At 66.4% G+C, this 25,916-nt stretch carries 21 protein-coding genes; 14 read left to right on the top strand and 7 right to left on the bottom strand.

Features of this window, described 5'->3' with window-relative positions; translation table 11 throughout:
• Window position 1: 1 nt before the first annotated feature.
• The 5 genes from ABS767_RS10285 to ABS767_RS10265 all read right to left on the bottom strand — a co-directional run bounded on the left by ABS767_RS10285 (window position 2) and on the right by ABS767_RS10265 (window position 3,815).
• Complete coding sequence (locus tag ABS767_RS10285) at window positions 2-1,423, bottom strand: M16 family metallopeptidase (RefSeq protein WP_408078263.1); 1,422 nt, start codon at window positions 1,421-1,423, stop codon at window positions 2-4.
• Between the two features lie 81 nt (window positions 1,424-1,504).
• Entirely contained in the window at window positions 1,505-2,242 is a 738-nt protein-coding gene (locus ABS767_RS10280; RefSeq protein ID WP_408078262.1) for a hypothetical protein, read from the bottom strand.
• Complete coding sequence (locus tag ABS767_RS10275; protein ID WP_408078261.1) at window positions 2,239-2,457, bottom strand: helix-turn-helix domain-containing protein; 219 nt, start codon at window positions 2,455-2,457, stop codon at window positions 2,239-2,241. Before ABS767_RS10275 ends, ABS767_RS10280 begins: the two co-directional genes overlap by 4 nt.
• A 2-nt stretch (window positions 2,458-2,459) precedes the next feature.
• The gene (locus tag ABS767_RS10270; RefSeq protein WP_408078260.1) at window positions 2,460-2,966 is read right to left on the bottom strand and encodes a DUF2975 domain-containing protein; all 507 of its coding nucleotides are present in this window, start codon (window positions 2,964-2,966) and stop codon (window positions 2,460-2,462) included.
• A gap of 93 nt (window positions 2,967-3,059) precedes the next feature.
• Window positions 3,060-3,815 carry a competence/damage-inducible protein A gene (locus ABS767_RS10265; protein ID WP_408078259.1) on the bottom strand — a complete coding sequence of 252 codons (756 nt, stop codon included), beginning with the start codon at window positions 3,813-3,815 and terminating at the stop codon, window positions 3,060-3,062.
• A 64-nt stretch (window positions 3,816-3,879) separates the two neighbouring features.
• On the opposite strand from ABS767_RS10265, the gene map reads away from it, so the two are divergent.
• From map to ABS767_RS10245, 4 genes are all read left to right on the top strand, one after another.
• Window positions 3,880-4,707 (top strand): type I methionyl aminopeptidase, encoded by an 828-nt coding sequence (gene map / locus ABS767_RS10260; protein WP_408078258.1) that lies wholly within the window; start codon window positions 3,880-3,882, stop codon window positions 4,705-4,707.
• 2 nt (window positions 4,708-4,709) lie between these two features.
• A complete protein-coding gene (locus ABS767_RS10255) occupies window positions 4,710-4,892 on the top strand; it encodes a hypothetical protein (RefSeq protein WP_408078257.1) in 183 nt (60 codons plus the stop codon).
• Window positions 4,893-5,043: 151 nt separating this feature from the next.
• Window positions 5,044-6,225 (top strand): BaiN/RdsA family NAD(P)/FAD-dependent oxidoreductase, encoded by a 1,182-nt coding sequence (locus ABS767_RS10250; protein WP_408078681.1) that lies wholly within the window; start codon window positions 5,044-5,046, stop codon window positions 6,223-6,225.
• A gap of 218 nt (window positions 6,226-6,443) precedes the next feature.
• Window positions 6,444-8,420 carry a hypothetical protein gene (locus ABS767_RS10245; protein ID WP_408078256.1) on the top strand — a complete coding sequence of 659 codons (1,977 nt, stop codon included), beginning with the start codon at window positions 6,444-6,446 and terminating at the stop codon, window positions 8,418-8,420.
• Here the strand turns inward: ABS767_RS10245 and rnr are convergent.
• Window positions 8,417-10,633, bottom strand: coding sequence for a ribonuclease R (rnr, locus tag ABS767_RS10240; RefSeq protein WP_408078255.1), 2,217 nt, complete (start codon window positions 10,631-10,633; stop codon window positions 8,417-8,419). The genes ABS767_RS10245 and rnr overlap by 4 nt on opposite strands.
• A 177-nt stretch (window positions 10,634-10,810) precedes the next feature.
• Here rnr and ABS767_RS10235 point away from each other — a divergent pair, with 177 nt between their 5' ends.
• Together ABS767_RS10235 and glpD are read left to right on the top strand one after the other, a co-directional pair.
• Window positions 10,811-11,515: a carbonic anhydrase gene (locus tag ABS767_RS10235; RefSeq protein WP_408078254.1), complete on the top strand. Its 705-nt coding sequence runs from the start codon at window positions 10,811-10,813 to the stop codon at window positions 11,513-11,515.
• A 75-nt stretch (window positions 11,516-11,590) separates the two neighbouring features.
• A complete protein-coding gene (glpD, locus tag ABS767_RS10230) occupies window positions 11,591-12,724 on the top strand; it encodes a glycerol-3-phosphate dehydrogenase (protein ID WP_408078253.1) in 1,134 nt (377 codons plus the stop codon).
• A 23-nt stretch (window positions 12,725-12,747) separates the two neighbouring features.
• On the opposite strand, the gene ABS767_RS10225 is transcribed toward glpD, so the two are convergent.
• Window positions 12,748-14,559 (bottom strand): DUF885 domain-containing protein, encoded by a 1,812-nt coding sequence (locus ABS767_RS10225; protein ID WP_408078252.1) that lies wholly within the window; start codon window positions 14,557-14,559, stop codon window positions 12,748-12,750.
• A gap of 288 nt (window positions 14,560-14,847) precedes the next feature.
• On the opposite strand from ABS767_RS10225, the gene ABS767_RS10220 reads away from it, so the two are divergent.
• The 8 genes from ABS767_RS10220 (at window position 14,848) to ABS767_RS10185 (ending at window position 25,914) form a co-directional block, all read left to right on the top strand.
• Entirely contained in the window at window positions 14,848-15,186 is a 339-nt protein-coding gene (locus tag ABS767_RS10220) for a P-II family nitrogen regulator (protein ID WP_408078251.1), read from the top strand.
• Between the two features lie 117 nt (window positions 15,187-15,303).
• Window positions 15,304-16,716, top strand: coding sequence for a type I glutamate--ammonia ligase (glnA, locus tag ABS767_RS10215; RefSeq protein WP_408078250.1), 1,413 nt, complete (start codon window positions 15,304-15,306; stop codon window positions 16,714-16,716).
• A 244-nt stretch (window positions 16,717-16,960) separates the two neighbouring features.
• Window positions 16,961-19,747, top strand: a complete 2,787-nt coding sequence (locus ABS767_RS10210) for a TonB-dependent receptor (RefSeq protein ID WP_408078249.1) — start codon at window positions 16,961-16,963, stop codon at window positions 19,745-19,747.
• Window positions 19,747-21,264, top strand: a complete 1,518-nt coding sequence (locus ABS767_RS10205) for a fibronectin type III domain-containing protein (protein ID WP_408078248.1) — start codon at window positions 19,747-19,749, stop codon at window positions 21,262-21,264. Before ABS767_RS10210 ends, ABS767_RS10205 begins: the two co-directional genes overlap by 1 nt.
• Before the next feature lie 4 nt (window positions 21,265-21,268).
• On the top strand, window positions 21,269-22,312 hold the full coding sequence (locus ABS767_RS10200; protein ID WP_408078247.1) for a phytase: 1,044 nt from the start codon (window positions 21,269-21,271) through the stop codon (window positions 22,310-22,312).
• Between the two features lie 127 nt (window positions 22,313-22,439).
• Window positions 22,440-23,930 (top strand): PQQ-dependent sugar dehydrogenase, encoded by a 1,491-nt coding sequence (locus ABS767_RS10195; RefSeq protein ID WP_408078246.1) that lies wholly within the window; start codon window positions 22,440-22,442, stop codon window positions 23,928-23,930.
• A gap of 39 nt (window positions 23,931-23,969) precedes the next feature.
• On the top strand, window positions 23,970-25,268 hold the full coding sequence (locus ABS767_RS10190) for a M20/M25/M40 family metallo-hydrolase (RefSeq protein WP_408078245.1): 1,299 nt from the start codon (window positions 23,970-23,972) through the stop codon (window positions 25,266-25,268).
• Between the two features lie 34 nt (window positions 25,269-25,302).
• Complete coding sequence (locus tag ABS767_RS10185) at window positions 25,303-25,914, top strand: flavodoxin family protein (RefSeq protein ID WP_408078244.1); 612 nt, start codon at window positions 25,303-25,305, stop codon at window positions 25,912-25,914.
• Window positions 25,915-25,916 lie beyond the last annotated feature (2 nt).

Here is a 25,916-nt window from a genome sequence, read left to right as displayed (position 1 = left end):
CTCACTTGCCTCCTTGCTGGGCGGCGGCGGCGGCGGGCTGGGCCGCGCCGGGATCGATGACGTAGATCGACCGGTTGGTGGGGCGCAGATATTCCTGCGCAGTCTTCTGGATCAGCTCCGGCGTCACCTTGGCGAAGCCGTCGTCGAGCGTGTTGACGCGGTTCGGATCGTTGTCGAACAGCGCATAGACGGCGAGCAGGTCGATCAGGCCGATCCGCCCTGTCCCGTCGATCGTCGAATAGAGCGAGGAACGCATCTTGGTGCGCGCACGCTCCAGTTCCTCCTTGCCGACCGGCCTGGTGCGCAAATCCTCGATCACCGCGTCCACCGCCATCTTGATCTCGTCGCGGCTTCGATTGGCGTCATGCGTGAAGTTGAAGCTCCACAGCATCGGCCCATGATAGTTGAACATGTTGCCCAGCGGATAATTGATGCCCCCGCTGACTTCCCCAGCGATGCCGGTCTCGGCAACCAGCTTGCGATAGAGGCGGCTGTCCTGCCCCTTGACCAGCATCTGGTCGATCAGGCCCATCGCATACCATTCGGGCGTGCCGCGCGCGGGGACATGGTAACCCGCCGCCCAGCCCGGCTTGGGCGCCAGCCGGTCAGTACGCGCACGGAACTTCTCCGCCGTCTGGCGCGGTTCGCTGATATCGGGAAGCGCGACTGGCGGCGCCTTCGGCATCCAGCCGAAATATTTCTGCACCATCGCGCGGGTCTGCGCATAATCGATGTCGCCCGCGACCACTAGAACCGCATTGGACGGCTTGTAGAAGGCGTCGAAGAAGGTCTTGGCATCGGCCACGGTCGCCGCCTCGATCTCCTTCAGCTCGCCGTAGAAGTTATGGCTGTTGTACCAGTTGGTGTTGGCCAGCATTGGCAGGTCGATCCACGGCCAGGTGCTGTAGGGCTGGTTGAGGACGTTGACCTTCACCTCGTTGCCGACGACGCCCTGCTGGTTCTTCAGCACCTCGTCGTTGATCACCGGCGCGGACATTCGATCGGCCTCGAGCCACAGCATGCGCTCCAGTGCGTTCGAGGGGACGACCTCGAAATAGTTGGTGAAGTCGAAGCGGGTCGAACCGTTGAGCACGCCGCCGGCATTGCTGATCGTGCTGATATGCACGCCCTTTGGCGCGTTCTTCGATCCCTGGAACAGCAGATGCTCGAACAGATGCGCAAAGCCGGTGCGCTCACGCGGCTCGACGCGGAACCCGATGCCGTAATAGACGCCGACGGTCACGGTCGGGCTGATCGTATCCTTGGCCAGCACGACGCGCAGCCCGTTGTCGAGCGTGAAATACTGCGTCTCGACCTTCAGCCTTGCCGGCGCCTCTTGCGCCGCCGCTGGCATCGCCGCCAGCCCGAGCGGCAGCGCCGCCCCGGCGAGCGCGACCGCCGTCACCCATCGCTTCATCGTCATGATCATCCCCTCATCAGATCGATTGTGCGCGATGCTATCGGTACAGCATCGAACGCGAAAGCCGCTTTCTCGGCGCTATCCTCAGGCCGGGGCCAGCGTCTCGCCATGGCGCTCCGCCATGCGTCGCCCGACCACATATACATTCGCCGCGATCACCACGCCCAGATAGGCGGTGAGGACCGAATCGAGCACCATCACCGTCCACATCCGGACCGGCCCCGCCCCCAATGCCAGCGCGAATGCCGCATAATGCGCAATCATCAGCGGCATGATCGTCAGGAGAAACACCCCCACCGCCCACCAGAAGCTGCCGCGGATCATCGTGATGGATCGAAGGAATCCGATCCGCGGATTGCCCATCGCCGCTGCCGCCTTCCACCCGCTTAGGCAGATCTCGAACGCTGTTCCGAACACCATCAAGGCTAGCGTGATCGACATCAGCGCGGTCTGGTCGGTCACGAACCAGCCTGGCGCCATGTTCACCGCCAGCCAGAACAGGCCCCAGGCGACGACCCAGCCATACAGGCGCAGCGCGACCGGATCGATCCGGCGCGCCGCCCGTGCAGAATTGCCAAAGCCGAGGAAGCGCACCGCCCAATATCCGGTCAGGACCAGCGCGATGACCTTGATATAGCCGAACCCCATGCGCAGCGGATGGCCCTCCAGCGCCTTTGCCTGAGCGACGCTTTCATACAGGCCAAGGTGCACCTCGACGACATGCTGGGCGAACTCGGCGAGCAACGGCACCGCGAACAGCAGGGGACAGGCCCATGCGTAACGCGCCGAGCCCCCGAACACAGTCTTCAAGGCAGCGATCATGGTTGTTCCCCTGCGTCCGTGAACGTCAAAATGTCGCCGGGCTGACAGTCCAGCGCCTCGCAAATGGCCTCCAGCGTCGAAAAGCGGATCGCCTTCGCCTTCCCGGTCTTGAGCACCGACAGGTTGGCGAGCGTGATTCCGACCTGTTCCGACAGATCGGTGAGGGTCATGCGACGGCGGTGGAGCGCTTCGTCGAGGGTGACGATGACCGGCATGGTCAGACCGTTCCTTCGAGATCGTCGCGCATCGCGCTTCCCACCGCGAAAATTCGCGCCAGGACGAAGACGAGCAGGACTGCGATCCACCCCATCACCGATGGCTGCCACCCGGCACCACTGTCTGCGCCCAGCGCGTCGAGCCAGCGCACGAGTCCGCCAAAGCCGAGCTCGACGAACTGCAGCGCCAGCAGCGCCCAGCCGATCGCTTGCAACCGTCGGGCATTGGCCCGCACGAACGGGTCGCCGGCCTCGACTGTCTTCAACATGCGCGACAACCGGTCGAGGATGATCCAGAGCGCGAGGCTGGCGGCGATGCCGAGCGCGAGCATCAGCCGCAGGATCGTGACGAGGGTCGCCACGTCGAAGCCGGCGCCATATTTCGCGACCAGCCGGGCTTCGATCATCGATCCGAACGGCACGCTGGCGATGAGGGCGACGAGGAAGCCGATCGCGCATGCGACATTGGCCCAGGCGAGCAGGCGCACCGCCCATCGCGCAGCGATCAACAACCTGTCTCCAGCCATATCCGAGTCCCCTATTTATCGATAAACGATATATCGCTTATCGATAAAAGGAAAGTCGGAACGAAGACCTGCGCGCTAGATTCCGCCCGCAACCACCTCGCGGCCGGTTTCCGCAAGCCGCTGGGTCAGGTCGGCGATACAGGCATCGACCAGCGACTGGTCGGTCGCCCGGACGACGAAATTCGCCCCGGTCGTGCCCTCGCGGAAAAAGGGGTAGCTGCCGATCGCGACCCCGGCATGCGCCTTTTCGGTCGCGCGCAGCAGATCGGCGATCTCGCTCTCCGCGACCCAGCAGCCGAGCGTCCCGCTCACCACCGGCCGGCCGCCCTCCAGCGTGCCGGTCAGCGCATCGAGCATGCCCGCGGTGATCGACGGCACCCCGGCAAGGATCAGGACATTGCCGATGCGAATCCCGGGCGCCCCTGACATGCGATTGACGATCAGGTCCGCGCCCTCCGGCACGCGCGCCATGCGCAGCCGCGCCTCGGTCAGCCCGCCGCGCGTTTCATAGTGTTTCTCCAGCACCGCGCGCGCCTGCGGATGGACGACGACCGGCACGCCCAGCGCCGCGGCGATCGCGTCGACGGTGATGTCGTCATGCGTGGGTCCAATCCCGCCGGTCGTGAAGCAATAGTCATAGCCGGTGCGGACCGCGTTCACCGCCTCGACGATGCGCTCCTGCACATCGGGGACCACGCGCACTTCGGACAGGCGAATGCCCTGAACGTTGAGCCACAGCGCGATCTGCGCGACATTCTTGTCCTGGGTCCGGCCCGAGAGGATCTCGTCGCCGATGACGACCAGTCCCGCTGTCCAAATACGTTCGCTCATGGCGAATGCCATAGCGTCGACCCGCGCCCTCGCAAAGCGCGGACATTTCGCCTATATGTTCGCGATGACCGACTATGTTGCCGTAACCGCCGACACCAATTTCGCCCGCGACGGAGCGATCAAGCTCTATGGCCCCGACGGGTTCGCCGGGATGCGCGCCGCCGGGCGCCTTGCCGCCGAAATCCTCGACGCGCTGGTGCCGCACGTGGTGCCCGGCGTGACCACCGCCGAACTCGACGACATCGTGCGCCGCATGACGTTCGACGGTGGCGCGGTCCCTGCCACGCTCGGATATCGCGGCTATACGCACAGCTGCTGCATCAGCGTGAACCATGTCGTGTGCCACGGCATTCCCGGCGATCGCACGCTCAAGGATGGCGACATCGTCAATATCGACGTGACCCCGTTACTCGACGGCTGGCATGGCGACACCAGCCGCATGTACCTGGTCGGTGACGTCCCGTTGAAGGCCAGGCGGCTGGTCGACGTGACCTATGAGTGCCTGATGATCGGCATCGAAATGGCCAAGCCCGGCAACACCATGGGCGATATCGGCCACGCGATTCAGCGCCATGCCGAAAAGCACCGCTATGGCGTCGTGCGCGACTTCTGCGGCCACGGCCTTGGCCGCGTGTTCCACGACGCGCCCGAAGTCGTCCATGTCGGCCGCCCCGGCACCGGGCCGGAGCTGAAGCCCGGCATGTTCTTCACGATCGAGCCGATGATCAACATCGGCCGCCCCGACGTGAAGCTGCTCGACGATGGCTGGACCGCGGTCACCCGCGACCGCTCGCTCTCGGCGCAGTTCGAACATTCGATCGGCATCACCGAGACCGGCTGCGAAATCTTCACGCAGAGCCCCACCGGCCGCCACAACCCACCCTACGCATAATCATGGCGGAGGGAAAATTCGAACGTCACCGCCAACCCTGGCGGCAGGACGAAATCCAGAAGCTGCACACGCTGGCCAAGAAGGGCATGGCGCTCAAGGCCATCGCCAAGGCGCTGACCCGCAGCGAGGAATCGGTGAAGGCGCGCGCCAAGGAAGACGGCCTGTCGATCGCGAAGCTGCGGTAGCACTTCCACTTCCCATATCCCTGGTCGTCACCCCGGCCTTGTGCCGGGGTCCGCTGTGCCGCACATCCGGCGCTTGAGCCTCTCGCTTCGCGCCTGCCGCCCGGTGGACCCCGGCACAGGGCCGGGGTGACAAAAGTTTGAAAGCGCCGCCCTGTCCACCCCCACTCCCTACGACGCGATCATCCTCGGCGCAGGCGCAGCCGGCCTGATGTGCGCGTTCATCGCTGGCCAGCGCGGGCGCCGGGTCCTGCTGATCGATCACGCGGAACAGGTCGGAAAGAAAATCCTGATCTCCGGCGGCGGCCGGTGCAATTTCACCAATCTGGGTATAACACCCGACCGCTACCTGTCCGCCAACCCCCATTTCGCCAAGTCCGCGCTGCGCCGCTACACCCAGCATGATTTCATCGCGCTGGTCGACCGGCACGGCATCGCGTGGCACGAAAAGACGCTCGGCCAGCTGTTCTGCGACGGCAGCGCCAAGCAGATCGTCGCGATGCTGCTCGCCGAATGCGAAGCTGGCGATGTCGAGATCGCGCTCGGCCACGCCATCCGCGACGTCACCCATTCCGACGCCAGCTACACCGTCACCTGGGGCGAACGTCAGGCCACCGCCCCCGCACTGGTCATCGCCACCGGCGGGCCGTCGATCCCTAAAATGGGCGCCACCGGCTTCGCCTATGACCTTGCCCGCAAGTTCGGGCTCAAGGTGGTCGAGCCGCGCCCCGCGCTCGTCCCGCTCACGCTCGGTGGCGACGAAGTGCTGTTCCGCGAACTCTCCGGCGTCGCCGCCCCGGTTGCGGCCCGCGCCGGGAAGACCAGCTTTCGCGAAGCCGCGCTCTTCACCCATCGTGGCCTCTCCGGCCCCGCGATCCTCCAGATCAGCTCCTACTGGCGCCACGGCCAGCCGGTCGCGATCGACTTCCTCCCCGACCGCGCGCCCGGCTGGCTGACCGAGGCGAAGCGCACCGCCCCGCGCACCACCGTGCGCAAGCTACTCGGTGACGCGCTCCCAAACCGCCTCGCCGACACGCTCGCCGACCAACTCGCGCTCGACACCGAACTCGCCAACACCGCCGACAAGCGCCTCGCCGAAGCCGAACGCGCGCTGGCCGCCTGGACCTTCCACCCCAACGGGACGGAAGGCTTCGCCAAGGCCGAGGTAACCATCGGCGGCATCAGCACCGCCGACCTCTCGTCGCAAACGATGGAAGCCCGCACCGTCCCTGGCCTCTATGCCATCGGTGAAGCCGTCGACGTCACCGGCTGGCTCGGCGGCTATAATTTCCAATGGGCGTGGTCGAGCGGCTGGGCAGCCGGTCAGGCGATCTGAGCCGTATGTAATCCTCCCCCGCAAGGGGGAGGTGGCGCCGCAGGCGACGGAGGGGGAGGACGGGCTCGAACGCATGTTTCGGGCCGATACCTTTCCGCCCCCTCCGTCAGCTTCGCTGCCACCTCCCCCTGGCGGGGGAGGATTCGGTGCCCCCCGCCCGATTTCAACCGTTGCCGACCCCGCCGGGCGATGCGACACAGGCTGCCGGAAGGAACCCGATGCGCACCACCGCCCTTGCCCTGTCGCTGCTCCTCGCCCTCCCCGCCGCCGCGCAGGACGCGCCGCCGCCGGCACCTCCGACGCTGACCGCGCAGGATCAGGCCCGCGCCGATACGCTGCTGATCCAGGCCACCGAGCAGCTGATCGCCGGTCGCCGTGCCGAAGCATTGCCGCTGGTGACGCAGGCGCTCGCGCTCGCCGGCCCGGCCGACGACGTCGCAAAGCTCGAAGGCGCCACCCAGTTCGACGTCTATTCGCGCTGGCTCGCCGCACGCTCCGCCGCGATGAAGGCGCGCGATTTCGCGGCCTTCGCGCGCTGGGCCTGGCTCACCTCGGCCTATCGCATGAAGGGCGCGGCGGGCCGAACAAGCGAGACCGGACCGGTCGAACCCGACGATATCGACGACCTGTTCTTCATGACCTACGGCCTCGTCCTGGCGGGCGAGCTGGACCGCGCCAAGGCATTCATCGCGCCCTTCATCGCCGCCCCCGATCCGGCTTTCGAAGCCGCCTTCGCCAAGGACATGAGCGAACGCGCGCTCAGCGTTCAGAGCTGGGGCGGCGAGGACAAGCCGCGCGCGGTCCGCCTGACGAACTTCGCGCTCGCCACCTTCGACCGACCGGGCGGGCGCGCGCCCGACGCCGTCCGGGCACTCTACCGCGTGCAGGGCGCGTTCCTGAGCACGAGCGGAGACGTCGCCGGCGCACGCGCCGCCTATGCCAAGGCGCGCAAGCCCGGCGCGCCGCCCGAGGACGTCGAGATCGCGCTGATGTTCTCGGCCGGAGAGATCGACGCCGGCATCCGCGCCGTGCAGACCGCGCTGCGCGAACCACCCTCCCCGACGATCTCGCGCGCGGTTGCCGACAAGCTGGCCGATCTTGCCGGCTATACCGGCACCGGCAACGCCGCCACGCTCGCCATCTACGAACGCGTCTATCCGGTCTATCGCCAGCAGCTCGCCGTCGACGATCTCAAGCGACAGAATGCCGGGGCGGCGCTCGCCAACCTCTATCTGACCAGCGGGGAACCGGCGCGGTCGGAAGCGATCGTGATCGAGCTTCTCGCGGCGGCGGAAAAGCGCTGGGGGCCGGAATCGGGCTGGGCGGTCGGCTATGTCGTCGATCTCGGCGCGGCGGTCGAAGCGCAGAACCGCGCGGCCGAGGCCGAACTGCTCTACCGCCGTATCTGGGACCTCGGCGTCCGCCACGGCGTCTATGACGATGAGGACGTGCGTAACGCCTTTTCCGGCATTGCCCGCACCCTGCTCGCGCGCGGCCTCACGGCGGAAGCATCCTCTTTCACCGGGGACGGTCTCGCAAAGGTGCGCGCGGCGGCGGACGTGAATGCGTGGCGGCGCATGTTCTATATCCTGACCCGCGCCGAAACCGTCGAGGCGTCGGGCGCGCTGGCGGAGGCGGAGGCGCTGGTTCGCGAAGCACTGACGCTCGGCGACAGCGACGAGAAGATGAACATCGCCGCGGCGTTCAACGACCCCAATGTCTTCGTCCGCGCGCGGCTCGCCCATCTGCTCGAACGCCAGGGCCGCGCCGCGCAGGCCGAACCGATCCGGCGCCTGTTGCTCAGGAAGATCGAACAGAACGACATGATCCCGTGGGAGGGCGAATATCGCCGCGAAGCGCTGCTTGCGCTCGCATCCAATCTGACGATGCAGGGCAAGGACGAAGGGACGAAGCTGTTCGGCGAGCGGCTCGCGACCAGCACGCGCATCTATGGCGTCGACAGTCCGCAATCGCTCGACGTCGCCGAGCCATTTGCCCGCGCGCTGCTGCGGTCGGGCCGAGCGGGTGCCGCACTCACTCCGGCGCGCATCGCGCTCGCCGCGCGCACCTCGGCACGGTTCGTCGGCGATGCCGCGCGGGCGAGTGCCAGCGATGTCGCCCTCGCCCGCAAGCGCACCGAAGCCGCGCAACTGATGGTCGCGGCGGCATGGCAGGCCAGCCGCGGCGGGAGCTAGCGCTTCTTGCCCTGATGCCGGATGTTCGCCGGCCGCCCGCGCCGGTGCAGCGGGCGCGGCGGTCCACCCTTGCGGCGGCCGTCGCCCTCGCCGCCCGGACCCGATCCGCTGCCCTTGCCGTCGGGCAGTTCGAAGCGCAGCGCGCCCGACACGGGGTTCGCCTCGGCCAGCCGCAGTTTCAGCCGCTGGCCCAGCGCGAACGCCTCGCCGGTCTGCTCGCCGACCAGCCGTTGTCCCGCCTCGTCATAGCGGAAATATTCGCGGCCGAGATCGCGCGCGGGAACCAGCCCGTCGCCGCCGATCCCCTCGACCGTCGCGAAGAAGCCGAAACTCTGCACGCCGGTGATCTTGGCATCCAGCACCTCGCCGACATGGGTGGCGAGATAGGCGGCGACATAGCGATCGACCGTGTCGCGCTCGGCCTCCATCGCGCGACGCTCGAGCTTGCTGATCAGCTCCCCTGTCCGCTCCATATCCTTGTCCGCCGGCAGTTCGCCGCCCGGCCCCAGCTTGAACGCCTCGGTCAGCGCGCGGTGGACGACGAGGTCGGCATAGCGGCGGATCGGCGAGGTGAAATGCGCGTAGCTGCCCAGCGCCAGCCCGAAATGCCCGGCGTTCTGCGGCCCGTAATAGGCCTGGGTCTGCGTGCGCAGCACCTGCGTCATCACATCGCCGTGGAAATCGGCGTCCTTGGTCCGCTCGATGACATGGTTGAACGTCTTGGGCCGGATCACCTGCCCCAAGGTGAAGGCGACATCGAGCGTCTTGAGATAGTCCTTGAGCGCGACCAGCTTCTCTCGGCTCGGCGGCTCGTGGATGCGGTACATCACCGGCGCCTTCTTCTTCTCGAGCGCCTTGGCCGCCGCGACGTTGGCGGCGATCATGTAATCCTCGATCAGCTTGTGCGCATCGAGCCGCTCGCGCGGTGCGACCGAGAGGATACGCCCCTTCTCGTCGAGCACGATGCGCCGTTCGGGCAGGTCGAGGTCGAGCGGCTCGCGCTTCGCCCGCGCCTTGCCCAGCGCTGCCCAGCAATCCCAGAGCGGGCGCAGCGCGGTTTCGGTCAGCGGATGGTCGCTCGCTCCGTCGATCGCCGCCTGCGCGTCCTCGTACGCGATATTCGCCGCCAGCTTCACCACCGCACGGGTGAAGCGCCAGTCCCTGATCTCGCCATCGGCGGAGATGCGCATGTGGCACGCCATCGCCGCGCGCTCGACACCTTCCTTGAGCGAACACACATCCGCCGACAGGATCTCGGGCAGCATCGGTACGACGCGGTCGGGGAAATAGACGCTGTTGCCCCGCTTGCGCGCCTCGCGGTCGAGCAGCGATCCGGGGCGGACATAGAAGCTGACGTCGGCGATCGCGACGACCGCCTTCCACCCGCCCTTGTTCTTCGGGTCATCGTCGGGCGTCGCCCACACCGAATCGTCATGGTCACGCGCGTCCGCCGGGTCGATCGCGACAATCGGCAGGTCGGTCAGATCCTCGCGACCGTCGCCCAGCGGCTGCTTCGCCACCCGCTCGGCTTCGGCAAGCAATTCTTCGGAAAAGATGTGCGGGATCTCATGCTTGTGGATCGCGATGAGCGAGAAGCTGCGCGGCGCGAACGGATCGCCCAGGATTTCGGTGACCTTGGCGAACAGCCGTGGGCCCTTGCCCGTAACTTCCGCCATCACCAGGTCGCCGGGTTCGGCCCCGTTGCGCTCCGAAATCACCGGGCTGGCGCGCTCCTTCTTGTCGAGCCCCTGCAGATACAGCCGCCCGCCCTCTTCGTGGACCACGCCGAGCACCGCCGCATCGCCCTTGGCGAGCTTCTTCATCGGGTGCGCGACCCAGCCCTTCCCGGCTTCTTCGGTGCGCGCGAGGATGCGATCGCCGACGCCCAGCGCGCCGCCCGGCCCGCGCTTTTCGCGAACACGCAGCCGCGGCACCGGAATGCCCTCGGCCTCCCAGCGTTCGGGCACCGCCCATACGGTGTCGCCATCGGCCTCGACCACGCGCAGCACGGTCACCTTGGGCACCCCGCCCATCTTGTGAAAGGCGCGACCTGGGGCAGCGTCGATCAGCCCCTCGTCGCTCATGTCCTTGAGCAGCGCCTTGAGCGCGATCTTCTCCTGCCCCGACAGGCCGAAGGCGCGCGCGATTTCGCGCTTACCCGCCGGCGTGTTCGAAGAGGTGATGAAATCGATGATCTGCTGCCGTGTCGGCATGCCCGGTGCGGGCCTGTTCTTTGCTTTGTTCTGTTTTGTCATTGGCCCTCAAGATAGTGCGCATCGCGGCCAAGTCCAATCGGCCGCGGCGCGCGCAAAAAACCTGCCGCCCGACACCGGACCCGTCTCGCGGCGATCTATGAAGCACCAACGCTCCATCATCCCGAGATCCGCGCCATGTCTCTTACTCGTCGCCATTTCTTTGCCGCCGCCGCTGCCGGTGGCGCCGCGCTCGCCACCCGCCCGCTCGTTGCCGCCGAGAGCGGCCATGCCGGCTCGGCGATCACCCCCGACGCTGCGCTCGCGACGTTGAAGAAGGGCAACCAGGCGTTCACCATGGGCCGCGCGTTCAACTATGGCCTGAACGATGGCCAGCGCCGCGCCTTTCTCGCCGGGCAGCGCCCGTTCGCGACGATCGTCTGCTGTTCGGACAGCCGCGCCGCGCCCGAACAGATTTTCGAAACCGGCGTGGGCCAGCTGTTCGTCGTGCGCAACGCGGGCAGCACGGTCGCCAACCCGCAGGCGATGGGCAGCATCGAATATTCGATCGCGCATCTCGGCGTGCCGCTGATCGTCGTGCTCGGCCATAGCTCGTGCGGTGCGGTCAAGGCCGCGATCGAGGTCGTCGACAAGGACGCCAAGCTACCCGGCAGCCTGGGCGCGATGGTCGAACCGATCGTCCCCGCCGTGCACACCGCGCACGGCATCGTCGGCGATCTGGTCGAAAACTCGATCCGGGAAAATGTGCATCATGTGGTGCACGACCTGCGCGCGCCGCACCAGCGCCTGCTCGCCGCGCCCCGCCGCGCTGGCAAGCTCAAGATCGTCGGCGCCGAATATCATATCGGCTCGGGCATCGTCGAATTCTTCGACGTCGAATAGCGCTTACAGGCGGGAGGCCGCCCAGCGGGACAAAAGCGGTCGATCCACCGCGCGCGAGCCTCTACACTGCCGTGCGTGACCTATGACATCCTGATCGTCGGCGGCGGCATCAACGGCTGCGCCATCGCGCGTGAAGCGGCGCTGCTGGGGCTCGGCGTCCTGCTGGTCGAGAAGGACGATCTCGCCGCCCACACCTCATCGGCATCGAGCAAGCTGATCCATGGCGGGCTCCGCTATCTCGAAACCTATGAGTTCCGGCTGGTGCGCGAAGCGCTGGTCGAGCGCGAACGGATGCTCGCCACTGCGCCTCAGCTGATCCGGCCGATGGCGTTCGTCCTCCCCCACGCGCATGCCGTCCGCCCCTGGTGGATGGTGCGTGCGGGCCTGTATCTCTACGACGCGCTCGGGATCGGGTCCTCGCTCCCGCGCTCACGTGCGCTGCGCCGCGAGGATCCGCGCCTCGCCCCGCTGCGGCCTGACAGCAGCGGCTTTCTCTACTGGGACGCGCAGGTCGACGACGTCGCCCTAACCCGCGCCAACGCCGCCGACGCGACCGCGAACGGCGCGCGGATCGAAACCGGGGTCGCCGTCACCGGCGCTCAGCGCGAAGGAAAGGGCTGGAAGGTCGCGCTGTCCGACGGTCGCAGCGTCGCCACCCGTGCGGTCGTCAATGCCGCCGGCCCGTGGGTGAAGCAGGTGCTCGCCACGCTGGACATCCGCACCGACAGCGGCCTGCGGCTGGTCAAGGGCAGCCACATCACGGTCCCGCCGCTGTGGCAGGGCGACCACGCCTATATCCTGCAACAGCCCGACCGCCGCGTCGTCTTCGCTGCGCCGTGGCAGGGCCAGACCATGATCGGCACCACCGACGTTCCGGTCGACCGGCCCGAAGACGCGGGCATCGACCCTGCGGAGATCGCCTATCTCTGCGCAGCGGCGAACCGCTATTTCCGGGACCAGATCGCACCGGAGACCGTCACCGGCACGTGGTCCGGCATCCGCGCGCTGCACGACGATGGCGCGGGCGAGGCGCGGACGGTCACCCGCGACTATCACCTAGAACTCGATGCGGACGCCGCGCCGATCCTCTCGATCTTCGGGGGCAAGATCACCACCGCCCGCGCGCTCGCCGAGCACGCGATGGCGAAACTCGCCCCGGCACTCGGCATCGCCGCCCGCCCGGTGACCCGCGACCGTCCGCTACCCTGACCCGCGCGTGCTGGGGTTCGGCGTTACTTCTGCGCCGCGACCCAGTCGTCGATCTTCTTCTCCAGCACCGGCATCGGCAGCGCGCCGGTATCCAGCACGGCGGCGTGAAAGCCGCGCGGATCGAATTTCCCGCCCAGCGCCGCCTTCGCCTTCGCCTTGGCCTTCAGGATCGTCAGCTGGCCGATCTTGTAGGCCAGCGCCTGCCCCGGCATCGCGATATAGCGCTCGACCTCGGCAGTGGCGTCGGTCTTAGACATGGGCGAGTTGGTGACCATATAGTCGATCGCCTGATCGCGGCTCCACCCCTTGGCGTGCAGCCCGCTGTCGACCACCAGCCGCATCGCGCGCAGCATCTCGTCGGTCAGGCCGCCCATGCGCTGATAGGGATCGGTCTCCATCCCCAGTTCGGGCCACAGCGTCTCGGCATAGAGCGCCCAGCCCTCGACATAGGCGGTATTGCCGCCAAAGCGCATGAACGCGGGCAGCGCCGCATTCTCCTGCGCCAGGCTGATCTGGAAATGATGCCCCGGCACCGCCTCGTGCAGATACAGCGTCTCGGCACCCCAGGTGTAGCGCGTCGGCAGGTCATAGGTGTTGTAATAGAATACGCCCGGCCGCGACCCGTCGGGCGTCCCTTGCATGTAGCTGCCTGCCGCGTCGGTTTTTTCGCGATAGGCGGGCACCGGCCGGATTTCGAGCGGGCTCTTCGGGATCAGGGAGAATTGCTCGCGCACGCGCGCATCCACGCGCTTGCCGATCGCCTCATATTCGTCGCGCAGCGCCTCCGCACTCGCTGGCTGGAACCGCTTGTCGGTGCGCAGATGCGTGAAGAATTCCTGGAGCGTGCCCTTGAACCCCACCTTCTCCTTCTGCTGCTCCATCTCGGCGGTGATCCGCTTCACCTCCGACAGGCCAAGAGTGTGGACATAGTCGGCGGTCAGCGGCAGCGTCGTGTTGCTCTCGATCGCATAGGCGTACAGCGCCGCGCCGCCGGGCAGTGCCGAGGTGCCGACGCTGTCGCGCGCTGCGGGCAGATAGTCGTTGGCGAGGAAATCGCGGATTTTCCTGTGCGCGGGCAGGATGACGTCGCGCACCTGGCGGGCATAGGCGGCCTTGAGCCGCGTCTGGTCCGCTTCGGGAATCCCGTCGGGGAACTTGGTCACCGGCGCATAGAACACCGACTCTTCCACACCCTGCGCCATCAGATTGTCGAACTGCTCGATCATGTTGGTGACGACCAGCTTGGGCTGCACGATCTTGCGCGTCATGCCCTCGCGGAACAGCGCGATGATGCGATCGTACATCGCGGCATATTCCGCGTTGCGCTTCAGGTTGTTGTCATAGTCAGCGACCGTCTTGAACGGTGCCGCGCCCTGCCCCGATGCGAAGTCCGGATAGAAGGACTGGAAACCGGTGAAATGATCGATCGGCAGATATTTGGAGACCGACAGGATTTCCGGGCGAAAGCCCTTCAGCCCGCGCAGCTGATCGGCCTCGAACACGTCATAGGCGATCTTGTTGACCGGGGTCAGCTTGGTCCGGTCGATCTTGCGCAGCGCCGCCAGATCCGCCTCGGCCGCCGCCTTTTCCGCCGCCAGATAGGCGTCGGTATAATAGCTGCCGAGCCGGTCGGCATAGCGCAGGTCGCCGCGGAACAGCGCCATCAGCGGATTGCGCTTCAGCGACGCCTCGTCGCTGGCGTGGAACAGCGCCTTGAGCTTCGCGTCCTCCGCTCCCTCGCCCGGCAATGCCGCCGGGGCGGGCTGCTGCTGCGCGACGGCGGGCATGGCGGACATGCCCGCGAGCAGGACGGCAAGAAGAAGCGGGACGCGCATCGGGGAATTCCTTGAACCTTGGTGTGATAGCCGGACATTACACTCGCGCCGACCTCGCGCAAGGCTGCACCGCAATCGCGCAACCCAGTCGCCGCGCTGCCCATTTGTTAGGCAGTTGTTAACGCGCCAAGGCGCTGCACCAAGCATTTGCGCGATCCGGCAAACTGGCATGCCCCATGCACTGTCGCGCGCCAGGGGCGTTCCGCTTGATCGTGATCCAATCCGCCGTCACCCTGACGGCAGACCGGCCGATCGGGATTCGCTTCGGCGTCACAGAGGGAAGAGACCGTGAAAAAGATCGAAGCCATCATCAAGCCGTTCAAGCTGGATGAGGTGAAGGAGGCGCTGCACGATGTCGGCGTGTCGGGCATCACCGTGACCGAGGCCAAGGGGTTCGGCCGTCAGAAAGGGCATACCGAACTGTATCGCGGCGCCGAATATGTCGTCGATTTCCTGCCCAAGGTGAAGCTTGAGGTGGTGGTCGAGGACGCACTGGCGGAGCGGGTGGTCGAGGCGATCGCCACCGCCGCGCAGACCGGCCGGATCGGCGACGGCAAGATCTTCGTCACCGCGATCGAAACCGCGCTGCGCATCCGCACCGGGGAGCGCGACGACAACGCCATCTGAACGGCGATTTGACGCACTGCAAAAACTTCACGAAGCTGCACCGCAGCGCAATATGATTCTCCGGCGATCCGATTCCGGCGCCGGACCTGAAGAGCGAAAGAAAGGGGCTTGGTTCCAATGGCTAACAGCGCAGCCGACATTCTGAAGATGGTGAAGGATCAGGAGATCGAGTGGATCGACCTGCGCTTCACCGACCCCAAGGGCAAGTGGCAGCACCTCACCATGGTCGCCTCGGTGATCGGCGAGGACGAACTGACCGACGGCCTGATGTTCGACGGCTCGTCGATCGCCGGGTGGAAGGCGATCAACGAATCCGACATGATCCTCAAGCCCGATCTCGACGCGGTATGGGTCGATCCGTTCTCGGCCACGCCGATGCTGATCCTGGTCTGCGACATCGTCGAGCCGTCGACCGGCGAGCTCTACAGCCGCGATCCGCGCTCGACCGCCAAGCGTTCGGAAGCCTATCTCAAGTCGCTCGGCATCGGTGACACCGTCTATGTCGGCCCGGAAGCCGAGTTCTTCATGTTCGACGACGTGAAGTTCGAGAACAGCTACTCGACCAGCTATTACGCGATCGACGACATCGAGCTGCCGGGCAATTCGTCCAAGGACTATGAGAGCGGCAACATGGGCCACCGCCCGCGTGCGAAGGGCGGCTATTTCCCCGTCGCGCCGGTCGACAGCGCGGTCGACATCCGCGGCGAGATGGTCTCGACCATGCTCGAAATGGGTCTGCCGTGCGACAAGCATCACCACGAAGTCGCCGCCGCACAGCACGAGCTGGGCCTGACCTTCGGCACGCTGGTCGAGACCGCCGACCGCATGCAGATCTACAAGTACGTCGTGCACCAGGTCGCGCATGCCTATGGCAAGACCGCGACCTTCATGCCCAAGCCGATCAAGGAAGATAACGGCTCGGGCATGCACACGCACATGTCGATCTGGGACAAGGGTTCGCCCCTGTTCGCGGGCAACGGCTATGCCGGCCTGTCGGAAATGTGCCTCTACTTCATCGGCGGCGTGATCAAGCATGCCAAGGCGCTCAACGCCTTCACCAATCCGTCGACCAACAGCTACAAGCGGCTGGTCCCGGGGTATGAGGCGCCGGTGTTGCTGGCCTATTCGTCGCGCAACCGCTCGGCATCGTGCCGCATCCCGTACGGTGCGGGCAGCAAGGCGAAGCGCGTCGAATTCCGCTTCCCCGACGCGCTGGCGAACCCGTATCTCGCCTATGCCGCGCTGCTGATGGCGGGCCTCGACGGCATCCAGAACAAGATCCATCCGGGCGACCCGATGGACAAGAACCTGTACGACCTGCCGCCCGAGGAGCTGAGCCAGGTCCCGACCGTGTGCGGCTCGCTGCGCGAAGCGCTCGACAGCCTCGAGGCGGACATGGACTTCCTGCTCAAGGGGGACGTGTTCACCGCCGACCAGATCGCGGCCTATATCGAACTCAAGCGCGAGGAGGTCGCCCGTTGGGAGATGACCCCGTCGCCGGTCGAGTACGACATGTACTATTCGTCATAAGCGACGATCCCGTTTCGTCGCCGCTTCGGGGGAGGCGGCGCCGGACAGCGAGACGCCCGGGTCGAAAGGCCCGGGCGTTTTTCGTTGTGCAGCGCAGCGTGTCTCCACGGCAACGTCATCGAACCGTCACGATTCCGCAATGAATCTGCTACCGAAACAACACTCAACTGACATCGCCGCCCCCTAGCAGCCGCTCGACTCGATCCCGTCGCCGTGACGGGACACGCACTTTCGGGGGACTTCCATGACTCTTCGCCGCACGCGCCTGCTCCAGGGCGTCTGCCTTGCCGCAGCGATCTTCGCGCCTGCCGCCGCCTTCGCCAGCGACGTCACCGGCACCGTCACCGACGCGCGCGGCGTGCGTGCGCTGCAGGGGACGCAGGTCCGCATCGTCGAGCTCGACCGCGTCACCGAAGCCGGCCGCGACGGCAGCTTCCGCTTCGGCGATGTCCCCGCCGGCACCTACACGATCGAGGCGAGCTATATCGGCGCCGATCCCGTGCGCAGCCGCATCACCGTCGCCGACGATGCGGTGGCCACCGCGGACCTGCGCGTCGGCGGGGACGATGAGATCCTGATCGTCGGCCAGTCGGCGAGCCTCACCAGCTCGCTCTCGCGCCAGCGCGCCGCCGACGGCGTCGAGAACGTCCTGACCCGCGACGCGGTCGGCCAGTTCCCCGACCAGAATGTCGCCGAATCGCTGCGCCGCGTGCCCGGCGTCAACATCCTCAACGACCAGGGCGAAGGCCGCTTCGTCTCGGTCCGCGGCCTCGATCCCGAACTCAACGCTGCCTCGGTCAACGGCGTGCGCCTGCCCGCGCCGGAAAGCGACGTCCGCTCGGTCGCGCTCGACGTTATTCCCGCCGAGCTGATCGAATCGATCGAGATCAAGAAGTCGCTGACCCCCGACATGGACGGCGACACGATCGGCGCGTCGATCGAGATCAACACGACCAGCGCGTTCGACCGCAAGAAGGACCTGCTCGGCATCAAGCTGGAAGGCAGCTATAACAACTATGCCGACGCGCTGACGCCCAAGGCCAGCGTCGATTTCTCGACCAAGCTCAGCGACAATTTCGGCATCGCCGGCGGCGTCAGCTATTATCGCCGCAAGTTCGAAACCGACAATATCGAGGCGTCGGACTGGAACGAGGACGGCGGCATCGTCTACGCCGAGGAGGTCCAGTATCGCGACTATGACGTCGAGCGTGAACGCATCGGCGGCTCGCTGAGCCTCGACTTCCGCGCCAGCGACACGACCAAGCTCTACGCACGCGGCATCTACAGCGAATTCTCCGACCAGGAATATCGCGGCGACGTCACCTTCATCATGAGCGGCGATCCACGTGCGGGCGACGCCACCTCGGCGCAATTCTCCAGCGCCGACGGCCGCATCGAAGTGCGCCGCCGCATGAAGGATCGCTTCGAAAAGCAGAAGATCCAGTCGCTCATCCTGGGCGGTGAAACCGAAACCGGTCCGTGGAAATTGACCTGGTCGGGCGCCTATGCCGAATCGAGCGAGCGCGAGAACGGCTCGGTCGACCCCACCCGCTTCCGCGCGCGCTTTAGCGGCTCAGGCGCCAATGCCGTGCTGGTCGATTTCGACTATTCGGACATCCGCCGTCCGCTGTTCAGCGTGTCGGGCAACACCACCCTGTTCAACAACCCCGCCACCTACGGCTTCAACGAGCTTGAATATACCGCGCTGTCGGACTCGCTGGACAAGGAATGGACCGCGCGCGCCGACCTGTCGCGCGAGTTCGCGCTCGATAGCGGCACCTTCACCGTCCAGGGCGGCGTGAAGTCGCGCTGGCGCGCCAAGTCGTACGACCTCGAAGCGCTGGTCTATGACGGCTATGACGGCAGCTACACGCTCGCCAACGTGCTGGGCGACCAGACCTACCGCATCCAGAATCTCGGGCCCCTGCCCGGCCGCACCGCGCCGACCGACTTCTTCAACAGCAACCGCACCGATTTCGAGCTGAACCAGGTCGACACCGACCTCAACTCGGCAACCTCGGACTATGCGATCGATGAGGACGTGCTGGCCGGCTATCTGCTCGGCCGCTACGACAGCACCGGCTTCCGCGCGGTCGGCGGCGTCCGCGTCGAGCGCACGTACAACGACATCCGCGCCTTCACTACGACCACCGACGGCGACGACGTCTTCGTCACCCCGAACCGGATCGAGCGCAGCTACACCGACTGGCTGCCCAGCCTGACGCTGCGCTTCGAGCCGCAGCGCAACGTCGTGCTGCGCCTCGCCGGCTATAAGAGCCTGGTGCGCCCGAAGCTCTCGAATCTAGCCCAGCGCGTGCTGGTGAACGAGGATGACGAGGCCGAATTCGGCAATCCGAACCTGAAGCCCTATCGCGCCTGGAACATCGACGCGTCGGCCGAATGGTATTTCGGCAACAACTCGGCGCTGACCGGTGGCGTGTTCTGGAAGTCGATCAAGGACTTCATCACCACCGTCCACACCGACACCGCCGGCACCATCTATGGCGTCCCCTATGACGAGGCGGACACGTTCCAGAACGGCGACACCGCGCATGTGAAGGGCGTCGAACTCTCGTTCGCGCAGCGCTTCACCTTCCTGCCCGCGCCGCTCGACGGGCTGCTGCTCAACGCCAACTACACCTACACCGATGCCAAGGGCACGATCTTCAACAACGGCGACCCGGCCGACCCGCGTGAAATCCCGCTGCCCGCCGCATCGAAGCACACGTTCAACGTCGTGCTCGGCTATGAAAAGGGTCCGCTCTCGCTGCGCGCGGCGGGCACCTATCGCAGCAAGCTGCTCGAGGAAGTTGGCGACGCCGCCGATCAGGACCGCTACGCCGACCAGCATTTCCAGCTGGACCTGTCGGCCAAGTTCCGCGTGATCAAGGGCGTCCGCCTGTTCGCCGACTGGGTGAACGTCACCGACGCGCCCTATTTCGCCTATCAGAATTACGAAGGTGCCAAGCGCATCCTGCAATATGAAAAGTACAGCTGGACCGCGAAGTTCGGTGTAAGCGCCAACTTCTGATGCGCGTCCGTTTCTCGACGATCCTCGCCCTTCCACTCACGGTCGCGCTCGTCGCGGCCGTGAGCAACGGGGCCGCGGCGCAGAAGCCTCCGGCGCCCACTGCCAGCCCGCTGCCCCGCACCACCGGCTTTCCGATCCCGACCAGGACCGAGGATGGTGCTCCCATCCCTCGATCGCCCGGCCAGCCCTATGCGCCGCGCAACCTCGCCGACCGCATCGTCCTGACCCCCGGCGCCGACCCGTCGCGGGAAATGGCGGTCGCCTTCCGCACCGACACGGCGCAGGCGAGCGCCCAGGCGCAGATCGCGATCGCGGTCGATGGCCCGACGCTGGAGGAGCAGGCAAAGACCGTCACCGGCATCACGCTGCCGATCGACAGCAGCTATGGCCGCGCGCTCTATCATCAACTGCGCTTCACCGACCTGACGCCCGACACCGTTTACGCCTATCGCGTCAAGGGTGCGGCGGGCTGGAGCGAATGGTATCAATTCCGCACCGCTGCGGCGCAGGCCAAGCCGTTCCGCTTCCTCTATCTCGGCGACGTCCAGAACGGCATTCTCAGCTATGCCAGCCGCGTGATCCGTCAGGCGTTTCTCAGCCATGGCGACATCCGCCTCACCGTCCATGCCGGCGATCTGGTCGGCCAGCGCGACGATCTCGACCATGACGACGAATGGGGCGAGTGGAACCAGGCGGGCGGCTACAACTATGCCAGCGTCCCGCAGCTCCCCGCCACCGGCAACCATGAATATGCCGATCTGATCGCGCCGGATGGCAGCGAAAGCCGCATCCTCGGCCCCTATTGGCACGCCCAGTTCGCGCTGCCGAAGAACGGCGTCGATCCGGTCAAGGCGACCACCTATTTCGTCGATTATCAGGGCGTCCGCTTCATCGTGCTCGACGGCACGGCGGCGATCGATCTCGGCGCGATGCAGCAGCAGACGGCGTGGCTCGACGCGACGCTCGCTTCGAGCACGGCGAAGTGGAACGTCGTGCTGTTCCACCAGCCGGTGTTCACCTGCGCTCGCCCCAAGGACACCGCCAAGATCAAGGCAGCGTGGAAACCGGTGTTCGAGGCGCGCAAGGTCGATCTCGTCCTGCAGGGCCACGACCATTGCTACGCGCGCCTGACCAGCGAGGCGGGGCGCGAGGCGAGCGCGAAAGCGCGCGCCGACGGGTCGGTCCAGGGTCCGGTCTATCTCGTCTCGGTCACGGGGTCCAAGATGTACGGGGTCAACGATCGCGCGCGCACCCAGCCCGACCGGACGGCAGAGGCGACCGAACTCTATCAGATCGTCGATGTCGATGGCGCGGCCCTCAAATTCCGCACCTACACCGCCTCGGGCAAGCTCTATGACGGGTTCGATCTGTCCAAGGGCGCCGATGGCCGCAACCGGCTGAGCGAAATTGCCGAGCCGAAGATCGCCGAACGCTTCTGCTCCGGCCCGCGCGATGCCAGCGGCAGCCAGACGATCGGCCCCGATGGCGGGCGCTGCGTCGCCGAGTTCAAGGACTGACCCGATGAAGCACCTGCTGACCGCCGCCGCCCTGCTCCCGCTCGCCGCCTGCATGGCCGGCAAGAGCGACGTCCCGCTGGTCCCCACCACCCCCGCCGCCAGCGTGCAGGCGCGTGGGGAAACCGACGCGGTCGGCACCGCCAATGCCGATGCGGCGGACGACCCCGCGATCTGGCGCAACCCCGCCGACCCCGCCGCCAGCCTGATCGTCGCGACCGACAAGAAAGCCGGGCTGCACGTCTACGACCTCGCCGGCAAGGACCGCTTCTTCATCGACGTGGGCCAGGTCAACAATGTCGACCTCAAGGACATGGGCCCGCTCGGCATCATCGTCGCGGCGAGCGACCGCAACGATCGCAAGAATGCGCGGCTCGCGCTCTTCCGCCTCGATCCTGCGGCGGTAAAGCTGATCCCGCTCGGCACCGTCCCGGTCGGCGCGGGCGAGGCCTATGGCCTGTGCCTGATGGCGGACGGCACCACGCTCCACGCATTCAATGTGATCAAGGATGGCACGATCCGCCAGGTCGCGCTCGACCTGACCGGCGCCACGCCCACCGGAACGATCGTCCGCACGCTAAAGCTCGCCACCCAGTCCGAGGGCTGCGCCGCCGATGCGCGCACCCAGCGCCTCTATGTCGGTGAGGAAAATGTCGGCCTGTGGCGCTTCGATGCCCGCGCCGATGGCCCGACCGACGGCACGCTGGTCGCACCCGTCGACGGCGAAAGACTGGTCGCCGATGTGGAGGGCGTAACGCTCGCCCCCGAAGGCACCGGCACGGGCGGCTATGTCATCGTCTCCAGCCAAGGCGACAACGCCTACAGCATCTATCGCCTCTCCGACGACAGCTATGTCGGTCGCTTCCGGATCGCCGCGGGCAGCATCGGCGCTACGGAAGAGACCGACGGGATCGATTTCGCCCCGGGCGATTTCGGTCCCGCCTATCCCGGCGGCCTGTTCGTGGCCCAGGACGGCTACAACCCGCCCAGGGCCCAGAACTTCAAATATGTCGCCTGGGCGGACATCAAGGCGGCGCTAGGGATCGAGTGAGCCGACAAGGTGGGCGGCGCACCCCTGATGCGCCGCCCACCTTCGATGAATTGACTGACAGCACCCCGAGATTTGCAATGTCCCGATGAACAGGCCATTGAAAACAAATCAAAAGGGGACATGATCGATGCGATCGACAGGGATTTGTGCAGCGGCGTTGCTGGTCACCGCGTGCGGCGGTGGAGGTAGCGGTAGCGGCGGCACGGTCACGCCCCCCACCAACCGCGCGCCCAGCTTCACCTCCGCGGCGACGGCGTCGATCGTGGAAAACGGCACCACGGTGATGACCGCTGCAGCGACCGATCCCGACGCCAATCCGCTCACCTTCTCGATTGCTGGCGGGGCCGATGCCGCGCACTTCACCATCACGACCGCCGGTGCGCTCAGCTTTGCATCGGCTCCAAATTTCGACCTTCCGGCCGATGCCGACGGGAACAACATCTACCAGGTCCAGTTGCGGGTCAGCGATGGCAGCCTCTCCGCGACCCAGGACATCAGCGTCACCGTAACCAACAGCCACGAGGGTATTGCCGTACGTCGCGTCGGAACGGGTTTTGCCCAACCGGTCTATGTCAGTCCCATTCCCGGCAGCGCGGACGTCTATGTTGCGGAAAAGGGCGGCGGAGTCTGGCGGCTCAATCCGACAACGGGTGTGAAGACGCTGTTGTTCACGGTTGGAGGTCTCACGACCGACGGCGAACGCGGATTGCTGGGAATGGCCCTGCTTCCCAATTTCGCCACCACGGGGCGCTTCATAGTCTTCGCGACAGGTGCCGGGGGGACAATCGAACTGCGCCAATATATCCTGCGCGCAGCGGGCTTCCCGCCCGACGCGTTCGGGACATTATCGATCCCGCACCCGGATGCGAACAATCACAATGGCGGCTGGATTGGGTTCGGTCCCGACGGCTATCTCTACGCGGCAATCGGGGACGGCGGCGGCGCGGGAGATCCCGGTAACAACGCCCAGAACCGTAACGTACGGCTCGGCAAGATCCTTCGGATCAACGTCGTCGACGATCCCTATGCGGGAGCGTCTCCCACCTTCTTCAGTCCAGCCCCCGGCAATCCGTTCCTGGCCGGCGGTGGAGATCCCTATGTGTTCGCCTACGGGCTACGCAATCCGTTCCGCGCGTCATTCGCCCCGGACGGGCGGCTGTTCATCGGTGATGTCGGGCAAGGCGCGCGCGAGGAAATCAACGTGCTGCGCGCCGATCAGCCGGGGCTCAACTTCGGCTGGCGCTTTCTTGAAGGCACGCAGCCCTATAGCGGGACTGCGCCGACCGGGCTGACCGACCCAGTCACCGAATACAGCCACGGGAGCGGACCGCGTCAGGGCCAGTCGGTGATCGGCGGATATGTCTATCGCGGACCCGTGACCTCGCTCGCGGGCGCATATGTGTTCGGCGATTTCGTCAGTGGCAACATCTGGAGCGTTCCGGCGGCATCGCTCGTCGCGGGAAGCACCCTCGCGTCGAGCAGGTACGAACGCCGCAACGAGGACTTCGCGCCGGATGCGGGAGCGATCAACCAGTTGGTTTCATTCGGCGAGGATAGCGCGGGCAACCTCTATCTGGTCGACCTCGACGGAGATATCTTTCAAGTGACCCCGAGCTAGCCCTTGCGACCGCGGAGGCTGGCGGCTCTAAGAGTGGACATGCTCAAGTTCCTCGCTCCGCTCGCCCTTCTCGCCACCGCCCTGCCCGCCACCGCGCAGACCGGTCCCGAAGCGAAGATGGCCGCGACCGTCACCGCCGAGACCGACCGCCACGTCGCGCTGCTCGAAAAGCTCGTCAACCAGAACAGCGGCTCGCTCAATATCGACGGCGTCACGAAGGTCGGCGCCATGGTCCGCGCGGAGCTGGAACCGCTCGGCTTCGCGGTCGAATGGATCGACATGAAGGAGACCGGCCGCGCCGGGCATCTGGTCGCCACGCATACGGGCAATGGCAAGGGCAAGCGCGTCCTGCTCATCGGCCATCTCGACACCGTGTTCGAACCCGAAAGCGCCTTCCAGAAATTCGTCCGCGACGGCGACCGCGCGAGCGGCCCCGGCATCGGCGACGACAAGGGCGGGGTGGTCGTCATCATCGCCGCGATGCGCGCGATGCAGGCGGCCGGCACGCTCAGGAACGCCGATATCAAGATCGTGCTGACCGGCGACGAGGAGCGCACCGGATCGCCGCTCGCGATCGCGCGTCGGGACCTGATCGCGGCGGGGAAATGGGCCGACGTGGCTCTGGAATATGAGAATCTGGCGCGCGAGGACGGCAAGGATACCGGCACCGTCGCGCGGCGCAGCTCGGTCAACTGGACGCTTACGACCACCGGGCGGACGGGCCATTCCAGCGCCGTGTTCGGGGCCTCGCTCGGCTATGGCGCGGCCTATGAGCTGGCGCGCATCCTCGACGAATTTCGCCGCACGCTGCCCGAGACGAACCTCACCTTCAACGTCGGGGTGATGGCCGCCGGGACGCCCGCGACGCTCGCCGACAACAATTATCAGATGAGCGCCGCCGGCAAGACCAACGTCGTGGCGGCACAGGCCGTCGCGCGCGGCGATCTGCGCGCGCTGACCCCGGAGCAGGAAGCTAAGGCGCGCGCGGGAATGCAGGCGATCGTCGCGAAGAGCCTGCCCGGCACGACCGCCAAGCTCGAATTTCAGGAGGGCTATCCGCCGATGGCCCCCACCGACGGCAACCGCGCGCTGCTGGCCAAGCTCAATGCGGTCAACCGCGACCTCAAGCTGCCCGAAATGGCCGACATGGATCCGGCGAAGCGCGGTGCCGCCGACAGCGCCTTCGTCGCGGCGGACGTCGATACGCTCGCTGGGCTAGGCGTCGCGGGCGGTGGCGCGCATGCCGAGGGCGAGTGGGTCGACCTCACCTCGATCCCGCTCCAGGCGCTGCGCAGCGCCGCCTTCATCACCCGGCTCAGCCGCGAAAAGCGCAACTGACGGAACGCTTCGCCATGCCATGCGTCGGTGCGGCATGCTCAAAGCCCTTGCCCTAAATTGCACGCTCAAGGCCGACACGGCCGAGCCATCCTCCACCGATGCGATGATCGCCGTCCTCAAGGACGCGTTCGCCAAACACGACGTCGAGATCAGCGAAACCGTCCGCGTCGCCGCGCTCGACATCAAGCCCGGGGTCTCGTCCGACGAGGGCGACGGCGACGAATGGCCCGCGCTGCGCGAGAAGATCCTCGCCGCCGATATCCTGATCTTCGGCGGCCCGATCTGGATGGGCCAGATTTCCAGCGTCGCCAAGCGCGTGCTCGAACGGATGGACGCCTTCATCTCCGAAACCGACGATCAGGGCCGCATGCCGAGCTATGGCAAGGTCGCGGTCGCGGCGATCGTCGGCAATGAGGACGGCGCGCATTTCAGCTCGGCGCAGCTGTTCCAGGCGCTGAACGATGTCGGCTACACCGTCCCCGCCGTCGCCGCCTGCTACTGGGTCGGCGAGGCGATGGGCTCGACCGACTTTCAGGACCTCGACAAGACACCGAAAAAGGTCACGGACACCGCCGCGATGGTCGCCGGCAATGCCGCGCACCTCGCCGGGCTGCTCAAGGCCGAGCCCTATCCCGGCCAGGGCTGAGG

The organism is Sphingomonas plantiphila (assembly GCF_046000505.1).
Taxonomy (GTDB): Bacteria; Pseudomonadota; Alphaproteobacteria; order Sphingomonadales; family Sphingomonadaceae; genus Sphingomonas; species Sphingomonas plantiphila.
Note: the sequence above shows the minus strand (reverse complement) of the source record. Positions and strands in the feature narration are given on the sequence as shown.